8 protein-coding genes are annotated in these 9,114 nt (G+C 71.0%); 7 read left to right on the top strand and 1 reads right to left on the bottom strand.

The window, feature by feature from the left end; all coding sequences use genetic code 11:
• Positions 1 to 89 precede the first annotated feature (89 nt).
• The 4 genes from LAO51_18640 (at position 90) to LAO51_18655 (ending at position 5,519) form a co-directional block, all read left to right on the top strand.
• On the top strand, positions 90 to 983 hold the full coding sequence (locus LAO51_18640) for a hypothetical protein (protein ID MBZ5640760.1): 894 nt from the start codon (positions 90 to 92) through the stop codon (positions 981 to 983).
• A 111-nt stretch (positions 984 to 1,094) separates the two neighbouring features.
• Positions 1,095 to 2,864 (top strand): sulfatase-like hydrolase/transferase, encoded by a 1,770-nt coding sequence (locus LAO51_18645; GenBank protein MBZ5640761.1) that lies wholly within the window; start codon positions 1,095 to 1,097, stop codon positions 2,862 to 2,864.
• The gene (locus tag LAO51_18650) at positions 2,861 to 4,807 is read left to right on the top strand and encodes a sulfatase-like hydrolase/transferase (GenBank protein ID MBZ5640762.1); all 1,947 of its coding nucleotides are present in this window, start codon (positions 2,861 to 2,863) and stop codon (positions 4,805 to 4,807) included. Before LAO51_18645 ends, LAO51_18650 begins: the two co-directional genes overlap by 4 nt.
• 130 nt (positions 4,808 to 4,937) lie before the next feature.
• Entirely contained in the window at positions 4,938 to 5,519 is a 582-nt protein-coding gene (locus LAO51_18655) for a hypothetical protein (GenBank protein MBZ5640763.1), read from the top strand.
• A gap of 39 nt (positions 5,520 to 5,558) precedes the next feature.
• On the opposite strand, the gene LAO51_18660 is transcribed toward LAO51_18655, so the two are convergent.
• Positions 5,559 to 7,166: a tetratricopeptide repeat protein gene (locus tag LAO51_18660; protein ID MBZ5640764.1), complete on the bottom strand. Its 1,608-nt coding sequence runs from the start codon at positions 7,164 to 7,166 to the stop codon at positions 5,559 to 5,561.
• Positions 7,167 to 7,234: 68 nt separating this feature from the next.
• Between LAO51_18660 and LAO51_18665 the strand changes: the two genes are divergently transcribed.
• The 3 genes from LAO51_18665 to LAO51_18675 form a co-directional block, all read left to right on the top strand.
• Positions 7,235 to 7,777: a hypothetical protein gene (locus tag LAO51_18665; protein MBZ5640765.1), complete on the top strand. Its 543-nt coding sequence runs from the start codon at positions 7,235 to 7,237 to the stop codon at positions 7,775 to 7,777.
• Between the two features lie 17 nt (positions 7,778 to 7,794).
• Positions 7,795 to 8,502: a ribonuclease III gene (gene rnc, locus LAO51_18670; protein ID MBZ5640766.1), complete on the top strand. Its 708-nt coding sequence runs from the start codon at positions 7,795 to 7,797 to the stop codon at positions 8,500 to 8,502.
• Positions 8,502 to 9,114: hypothetical protein (locus LAO51_18675; GenBank protein ID MBZ5640767.1), on the top strand; the 613-nt coding region annotated here is incomplete at its 3' end. The genes rnc and LAO51_18675, both read left to right, overlap by 1 nt.

A 9,114-nucleotide genomic window follows, 5' to 3' on the forward strand; every position in this document is an offset into this window, starting at 1 on the left:
GACCCCGGGCGAGGCCTACTACATCCGGATGAAGACGACGGTCAACTACGTACCGTCCCACTATTGAGCCAGGGGGAGGATAAGTAATCATGACGAAAGCGATGAGACTCTTTGCGGTGCTTGGCGTGGCGGTGCTGCTCCTTGCCGCTACGAGCCCGGTTTCGGCAAATTGCAACCCGGGCAAGACCATGGGCCAGCTCTCGGATCAGCGCCCCTACCAGTACACGTTCATGTCCGGCGCCGTCGTGGATACGCCCGACGTGATCGGCCGGTTCTGGCAGGCCGGCGCCCGCACCTCGGCCAACGAGGGGACCGCCACCGCCGCGTTGTGGCTCCTTCCGTTCGGCCCGGACCACATAATGTACTTTTTCCTGGGCGATGAGACCGTGACCGGCTGCCCGGCCGGCGACCTGATCACCCTGATCCAGAGCCCGGCGACCGATGGGCGTGGCGCGTACTTTGCCGTAGCCCGCGTGACCGAGGGGCTCGTCAGCTCGATGAGCTTCGATTACACCGAGACGTCGACCAACGGCTTCCACATGAATCGGCTGCCCCATCCGGGCGTCGCCGTGACCGGCAAGGCAGGCTCGGTCCTGACCATGAACGTGACCATGCCGGACATTAGCACGCTGACCGACTCTCCCAGCCGGACGTTCTGGGGGAATAACGGGGTGCTGGCTTCCACCACGATCACCGGCATGCGGCTGCTGAGCGCGCTTGGAAACAACGGTGCGCCGCCGTCGCCGCTCGCGAGCGGGTGGACCAACACCACCCTGAGGACGACCGGCGCCGCCGGTGGTCCGCTCACGGGCTTCCAGTTCACCTGCCCGGCCTCAGGGAGCCAGGACCTCTACCTGGCCGTCCAGCTCGAGCTCGATGGCGCGGCCGTGCTGAGCGACTACGTAGGCGAGCCGACCCAGGTGCGGTGCAACTCGGGCCTGGCGATCCCGCCGGTCAAGGAAAAGAAGCCGAAGAATCACTGATCTCGGCTGATCTCAGAGAGCAAGACGAGAAAGGGCCGCGGGGGCAACCCCGCGGCCCTTTCGTATGAGCCGCGCGTTGTCCTTCGCGCTCCGCTCGTCTAAGATCTCATCATGCGAAGAATCGTGCTCGCGGCCATCTCTTTTCTGCTCGCGATCGCGCCCGGGTGCGGGCCTTCACCGAACGGGACCGGCGCCGGCGGCGCCGCGTCCGGGCCTCCGCGGAGCGTCGTCCTGGTCACGGTCGAGGCGATCCGGCCCGATCTCCTCTCGACCTACGGCGGCGACGTCCCGATGCCCGGCCTCGACCGTCTCGCCGCGCGCGGCGTCGTGTTCGAGGACGCCGCCACGGTTTGCCCGATGGCCCGCCCCTCGCTCGCCACGATCATGACGGGCCTGGCGCCCGACCGGAGCGGCGTCAGGGACGACGTGACCGACCGCCTTCCCGCGGACGCGACCACGGTCGCGAGCCTGTTCAAGGCGACGGGGCACGAGACGGCTGCGTTCGTCACGACCCCGTTCGCCTCGTATTCCGCCGGCTTCGACCGCGGCTTCGGCCTGTTCGACGGGCCGGACGACGACGCGGTCGGGCCGGCGCGCTACCTTCCGCGGGCCTCCCGGGGCGAGAGCGCCGCGGGGAACTTCGCGAAGTGGATCTCCGGCCTTGGCAAGGAAAAGACGCTGTTCGCCTGGGTGCACCTTGCCGACATGCAGTGGGCGACAGGTCGTAGAGGCGCCGAGGGGCCCGACAAGGTCTACCGGGCCTGGCTCCCGGCGACGGACAAGGCGATCGGCCAGATCGAGGACGCGATCGAGAAGGCCGGGCGCTCGGGGGGGACCGAGATCCTGGTGGTCGGGACGCACGGAACGCACCTCGGCGAGGACGGGGCGCTGGGCGGCTCGTTCTGGCTCGACGCCGCGACGCTCCGCGTGCCCCTCGTGTGGGCCGGTCCCGGAGCCGAGTCGCTCCGCTCGAAGGGTCAGAGGGACGAGCGGAAGGTGTGGCTCCCGGACGTGGCGGCGACCCTGGGGGCACTGGCGAACGGCCGGCTGGGCGGCCGGGCCGAGGGAATTGACCTTCGCGGGGAGGCGCGGGCCGCGCCCGCCAGGACGCGGTTCGCCTGGACCTGGGCACCCGACGACCAGCTTGCCTGGCCGCCGCTCACGGCGGTCGAAGAGCGAGCGGCGGGTTGGAGGGCCTTCGACTCGACGGCGTTGTCCGATCCGTCCCCGTCGCAGGACGGCGCGAAGGCGGCGGCGGCGGCACGTCCGGCCATGCCACGGAATCTCCGGCTGTCGCCCGAGATGCGCCAGGAGGTGCTCGACGCCGGCGTCGTCCTGGGTCGCGAGGCGCCCATGACGGCGCCCGCGCCAGAGCGACGGAATGGGATCATCGAGAAGATCCTGGCGCTCCGCCAGCTCGCGGCGGGCCCAGGGCCTCGGAAGGCGGCAGCGGAGTTCGAGGAGATCGAGAAGAGCCTGCCCGACAACTTCGCCGCCCTCACGCACCGGATCCAGGTCGCCGTCTCGTTCGAGCAGAAGGACACCGCCGCGACAGTCGCCTCGCGACTCCTCGCGTCCTATCCCGAGCGGCCGGAGTCGCTGCACTGGGCCGCACACGCTTGGTGGCTCGCGAAGGACTACGCGAAGGTGCAAGCCCTCCTCGACGCCACGGTCTCGCTGGGCAGGGTCGAGCCCGAGGTCTACTACGACCTGGCGTGCGTTCGTGCGCTGCAGAAGGACCCCAACGGGGCGATGGAGCACCTTCGCGAGGCGGTGGACGCGGGTTACAGGAACTGGTCCTGGATCGAGCGCGACCCCGATCTCTCGTCGGTTCGGCCGGATCCGAAGTGGGCCGAGTTCCTCAAGGCCCACGGGCGATGATCCCACGAGGGATCGTCGTAGCGGCCGCCGCGATCGCGATGGCCGTGCCGGTCCTGCTCGGTGGATGCGGCCGGGCGCCGGACACGAGGGGGATCCTCCTCGTCACGCTCGACACGACGCGGGCCGACCGAATCGGCTGTTACGGGTACCGGCCCGCCTCGACGCCGAGCCTCGACGCGCTCGCCGGAGTCGGCACGCGGTTCGATCTTGCGATCGCGCCGGCACCGGTGACGCTGCCGTCCCACGCCTCGATGTTCACCGGGAGCTATCCCCCGGTCCACGGCGTCCGGTACAACGGGATGTTCCGCCTCGGGCCTTCGAGCCGCACGGTGGCCGAGATCCTCCGCGACGCCGGTTGGGCGACCGGCGCGGTCCCCGCGGCGTATCCGGTCCACGCCGGGAGCGGGCTCGAGAGGGGATTCGCGTCCTACCAGGACCTCTTCAGCGAGCCGGGCGCGAAAGACCTCCCGCCGAGCACGGAGCGAAGCGCCGAGGACGTGACACGGCTGGGAATCGAGTGGCTTCACGCGCGCGGCAAAGGACGTTTCTTCCTCTGGCTCCACTACTACAGCCCCCACTTCCCGTACGAGCCTCCGTTCCCGTTCTCGTCGCAGTTCAGGGACCGTCCGTACGACGGCGAGATCGCTTACGCCGACCGGGAGATCGGGAAGGTCTTCTCCGCGCTCCGGGAGATGGGGCTCTGGGACGCGACGCTGATCGTGGTCGCCGGCGACCATGGCGAGGGCCTCTACGAGCACGGGGAGAAGCAGCATGCCGATCTCGTGTATCAGAGTACCCTTCATGTTCCCTTGATCGTGAAGGCACCGGGGCAGGGGACCGTGCGCGTCGTGCGCGAGCCCATCTCGCTGGTGGACGTCGCGCCGACGATCCTCGACTTCGCGGCAGCGAGCGTGCCTCAGGGGGTCAACGGTATCAGCCTGCGGCCAGCGCTCCGGGGCGGCAGCCTGCCCGCCCGCAGCATCTACTTCGAGAGCGTCGTGGGGTCGCTTCTCTACGGCTGGAGCCCGCTCGAGGGACTGCTTCGCGGCCGGTGGAAATACACGCGCGCGACGTCCCCGGAGCTGTTCGACATCGCGGAAGATCCGGGCGAGGCCAACAACCGTTTCCTCCTCGATCGACAGGTCGCGGACGATCTCGGCGCCGTGCTCGCGGCGGATGTCGCCGAGTGGGCCAAGACCAGCGCACGGCCCGAGACCACCGCGGCGCCGCTCGACCGCGACGCTCTGGAGCGGCTCGCTAGCCTCGGGTACGTCGGGGGCACCGTCACGACCGCGACAAGAGGGGGACCCGACCCTCGCACCCTCGTCCACCTCGAGGGGGCGCTCCTGTCGATCAGGGACGCGATGACCGCGAAGGAGTATCGCGGGGCGCTGGAATTGTGTCAGGGGATCCTGAAGGCCGATCCGGCGAATCGCTACGCCCTCGAGCAGGCGGTGCTGGCGGCGGCCCGCCTCGAGGAGTTAACGACCGCCACACGGCTCGCCGCGGATCTCGTGGCCCGTTACCCCGAATACGTCCCGGGCCGGATCCTCGACGGAGAGATCGAGGTGCTCAAGGGCGATCTTCGGAGAGCGGTCGATGTGTTCCGCTCCGCCCTCGGGGAGCATCCGGGGGAGACCGCTCTCAGCTACCGTCTGGCGGTCGCCCTCGTTGCGTCGCGCAAGTACGCGGACGCGCTCAAGGCCGTAGAGATCGCGCTCCGCGACACGAAGGCGGCCGAGACCCCCTCGTTCCAGGTCGTTCGCGCCGTCTCGTTGGCGGGCTCAGGCGACGCGGCCGGCGCTCGGGACGCCCTGGCCAAGGCGATCGCTGCGGGGTACGACGATCGCGACCTGCTGGAAAGCGAGCCGATGCTGGCGCCGCTCAGGGCGATCCCCGGCTTCCGGGACGAGGTCGGGAAGATCAAGCCGAGAGCGCGATGAGCCGTCGAGGACGGGCTGAACCGATGAGTCGGGTCGTGAAGCGGAATTCTCATAGTTCCTTCAGGAGAGATCGCGCTCGGGTCCCCCACGCCCCCCGGGGGGGGGGCTCGCCCAGTTCCCGATCGCGCTCGTGGCGGCCGTCCGGACGCTCCTGGACGCCATCGGGACACGGCTCCCGAGCGCCGAGGTGGACATCGTGAGACGAGCCCCGGTGCTTCTGACCGCCTTCTGCATCCTGGCCTCCCTCGCCTGCACCGTGCGCCCGAAAGCCAGCGACACGGGTTACCTGGGGACCTGGTCGAGGGGGAACGACCGCAACGTGTCGATCGTCTCCATCGCGAAATCCGGTGACCGGTACTTCTTCCGGTGGAGGAAGACCTCGTACGACGGGAAGTTCAAGGTCGATTGCGACTGGTACGGGCGGTGCGAGGAGCGGCTCAACGGCGAGAAGATGGCCACCTACGAGTTCTCGCCACGGCTCGATCCGGCAACCGGCCATCTGATGATCGAGAGCACCGAGAGGCGCCTCCTGCCGGAGAAGGTCGACACCCACTACCTCGACGAGCTGGTGGTCGAGCCGGGCGGGAAGGTCCTCTGGTCGTACACGGTCGAGCGGGACGGGCAGAAGTTCACCGGATCGGCGCGGCCCATGCGATCGCTCGACAAGGTCGCCGACGGAGTGGGCGGCGTGCCTCCGGTCGCGGGGCGGTGAGATCCTCCGGGCTCGCCGCGAACGGCGACGTCCGCTTCGTCAAGGCGGCGCGGGAGGATTCCCGGGAGTCCCCGGGGACGTAGCACGCCTGACCCCGGCGCGCTTCGACCGGATCGCCCCGAGCTGGAGCAGGGCGGCCGGCTCGCCCGGCTCTCGGTCGAGGACGTGCCGGACCTCGGCCTCGGCCGCGTCGAGATTCCCCAACTTGAGCAGCACTCCCGCCAGGTTGATCCGATTCGGCGCGAAGTCGGGGGCCAGCAGGACCGCGCGCTCGAGGAGCTGCCGGGCTTCGTCGAGGCGGCCCCTCATGGCCAGCTCGACCGCGAGGTTCCCGAGGACCTTCACGCTCCGCGGCGCGGCATCGTAGGCGCGGGACCAGAGCGAGAACTCGTCGTGCCACGCGAGGTTCGCCCCCACCGTGCGAATCGATCCTCCGACCAGGAGGACCGCGGCGAGCGCGAGCGCGGACGCGCGGCCGAGCTGTCGCACGAGCGCGGGCCACGCCGCTCCCGCGAGCAGGCACAGCCCCACCGACGGCAGGTAGAGGAGACGCTCCGCCATGATCGTGCCGATGGCGAACGGGAAGTTGGAGACCGGCGCGAACGGGAGCGCCGCGAGGAGGAGGAGGAACGCCGCGGCACGCGACCGGCGCCAGGCGACGAGAAGACCGACCGCGAGCGCGGCCGCGGCGAGGAGGCCGAGGAGGAGCCAGGGATCGAGCGGCGAGCGAACCTCCGCGGTCTCCGCGAAGCCGTAGTCCGGCGACAGCACCCGGGGGAAGACGAGGACGAGAGCGTAGCGGCCGGCGGCCGCGAGCGCGGCCAAGGAGCGCGCGATCGGCGGGAGCCCTGCGGCGGGATTCTCGATCGCGGTGACCGATGCCGGGGGGAGGAGGAGTCCGCCGAGCACCGCTCGCCTGAGGACGAGATAGGCGGCGACCGGGAGGAGCAGCACGAGGAGCGTCCTCGACAGCTCGGCCCGCCGGGCGCGGAGGAAGACCGGGAGCGATTCCGACGGCCCGCGGCGCACCAGGATCTCCCACGCCGCGGCCACTCCGACGAACGTCACCGCATGCTCCTTCGAGAGCATCGCGAGGAGCGAGAGCGCGGCCGCGGCGACGAGGGCGAGGAGGCGCACGCGGCCGTCCGGCTCCCGGCCCCGCGCGAACGCGAGGAGCGCGAGGAGGAAGAACGCGGCCGCGAGCAGCTCCGCGCGCCCCGACACGTTCGCGACCGCCTCGGAGTGCGCCGGGTGGACGGCGAAGAGCAGCGCGCCGGCCAGCGCCGCGCCCGGCGGCAGCGCAAGGGCCAGGCCGGTGAGGAGGACCAGGACCGACACCGCCGCGTTGAGCGCCACGTTGTCGGCGTGGTAGAGGAGCGGCCTGAGCCCCGCCGCGGCGTGCTCCATGGCGAAGCTCAGCGTCGTGAGGGGGCGATAGAGCCCGGTCGGGACCGTCTCCCTAGGGCCGTAGTGATAGGGCGCGGCGAGGATGCGGCCGAAGGCGTGCGACGTCACCAGAGGGTTCTGCTCGACGACGGTCGAATCGTCGAGGACGAACCCGTTGGGGAGCGAGGTGGCGTAGACGGAAACCGCCACCGCGACGACGATCGCCAGGGAGAGCGTCGGACCGGGACCGCGGGGCGCCATCGGGGTGGTAGTGTACCGCCCCCACCGGCGCCGCCGGGTGGTTTCGTCCTAGAATCTCGGGGAGCGCCATGCGAGAAGCGCCGCACCACGCCGTCACCGTCGCCGGAATCGCGGGGATGGTGTTGAGCGCGGCGCTCGTCGCCGGCTGCGGCGGGAAGGCGAAGGTGACCGACACGGGGTACGCCGGCACGTGGACCCAGGGGAACGAGAGGATTCGCTCGACTCTCGCGATCGTCCGCGACGGCACCTCGTGGCGGACGCGGGTCGGCGTCCGCTCCGCCGACCGGTCGTTCGCGATCCTGTCCGGGTGGGACGGGCGCGGCGAGGAGGACCAGGACGGCGCGAAGACCTACGACCTCGTCTTCCGGACCGACACGGATGAGGCGACGGGCCACCTCAGGGTCACGTGCGAGGGATCCCCGGCCGACCCGGCGAGGAAGCCGTTCCACTACGTCGACGAGCTTCGGGTCGAGCCGGGGGGAATCAAGCTCTCCGCGTTCACGGTCGAGCGCGACGGGCAGCGGTTCGAGCCCGACGCGAGGCCGAGGCGAGAGTACGAGAAGGTGTCGGACGCGGTGGCCGAACCGCCCCCTGAGGGAGGCGGCCGTTGAGCGGCCGCGGCGATGCGCTGGGGGAACGGGGCGACCTCGAGGCCCGGCTCGGCTACCGGTTCAAGGACGGAGCGCTCCTGCTCCGCGCGCTGACCCATCGCTCCGGGGCGCACGAGGGGAAGTCCCTGCCCGGCGAGGACTGGGAGCGGCTCGAGTTCCTCGGGGACGCCTTGCTCGGCTTCTTCGTGGCCGACTGGCTCTTGAGGCACGATCCCCTCGCCGACGAGGGGGTGCTCACACGGCGGAAGCAGTCGGTGGTGCGCAGCGAGGCACTGGCGCTGGCGGCGCGTCGCATCGGCCTGGGCGAGGCGCTCAGGCTCGGGCGCGGCGAGGAGAGCACCGGAGGGCGCGAGAAGCCCTCCCTCCTGGCCGACGCGTTCGAAGGGGTGCTGGGCGCGGTCTACGTGGACGGCGGGATCCGCGCCGCGCGATCGTTCGTCGCGCGGCACCTGGCCCGGGAGCTCGAGTCCGCGAGGAAGAGCGACCGGGCCGCGGAGGACTACAAGACCCGGCTCCAGGAGAGGGTGCAGGCCCGGACGCGCCAGACGCCAAGTTACCGGGTGGTCGCGGCCCACGGGCCGGCGCATTCCCGCGAGTTCGAGGCGGAGGTGCTGCTCGACGGCGAGGTGCTGGGCGCGGGCCGCGGCGCGAGCCGGAAGCAGGCGGAGCAGGAGGCGGCGCGCGTGGCGCTCGGGGGGCCCGCGGGCGGCGGGGAGGAGGCCTGATGTCGACGATGGGAAAGGTGCCGCGGTGGATCGTCGCGGCGCTCCCGGCGCTGCTCGCGGTTTCGGCGGTCCGGGCGGCGAAGGAGCCCGCGCTCCTGGACGAGGACGCATCCGGGGCGTACGAGGTGACCGACGAGTCCAGGCTCACCATCGAGAAGGTGCAGGGGGAGATCGACATCGTCGCCGGCGTCCAGGGGAAGATCTGGTACAAGAGCGAGTACGGGGGCGAGACGAAGTCGCCCCTTCCGGTCGCCGTCTGGCTCGAGACCGGAGGGTTCCGCATCGTCCCGCCCGAAGGCGCCCGCGTGGTGCCCGGCGTGCTGCAAGTCTGGGTTCCGCCGGGGATGAGGGTCGTGCTGAAGCTCGACGGGGCCGTGATCGGCGTCTCCGGGATCGACGGGGCGGTGGAAGTCCAGGGCCAGAAGGACCGTCTCGACGCGACGGGGATCGGCGGATCTCTCGCCGTGCAGCTCGAAGGAGGGAGCGTCAACGTCTCGCAGGCGACCTCCGACGTCGCCGTGCGCGGCCACGACCTCGCCACCACGGTGAAGGGCGTCGGCGGCGCCGTGGTGCTTTCGGTCTCGGGCGGGAGCGTGACGGTCGGCGACGCCC

It is taken from the genome of Terriglobia bacterium (assembly GCA_020073205.1).
Taxonomy (GTDB): domain Bacteria; phylum Acidobacteriota; class Polarisedimenticolia; order Polarisedimenticolales; family JAIQFR01; genus JAIQFR01.

Coding starts and splice junctions, on each gene's coding strand:
- LAO51_18640 (MBZ5640760.1), top strand. CDS start 90: ATGACGAAAGCGATGAGACTCTTTGCGGTGCTTGGCGTGGCGGTGCTG.
- LAO51_18645 (MBZ5640761.1), top strand. CDS start 1,095: ATGCGAAGAATCGTGCTCGCGGCCATCTCTTTTCTGCTCGCGATCGCG.
- LAO51_18650 (MBZ5640762.1), top strand. CDS start 2,861: ATGATCCCACGAGGGATCGTCGTAGCGGCCGCCGCGATCGCGATGGCC.
- LAO51_18660 (MBZ5640764.1), bottom strand. CDS start 7,166: ATGGCGCCCCGCGGTCCCGGTCCGACGCTCTCCCTGGCGATCGTCGTC.
- LAO51_18665 (MBZ5640765.1), top strand. CDS start 7,235: ATGCGAGAAGCGCCGCACCACGCCGTCACCGTCGCCGGAATCGCGGGG.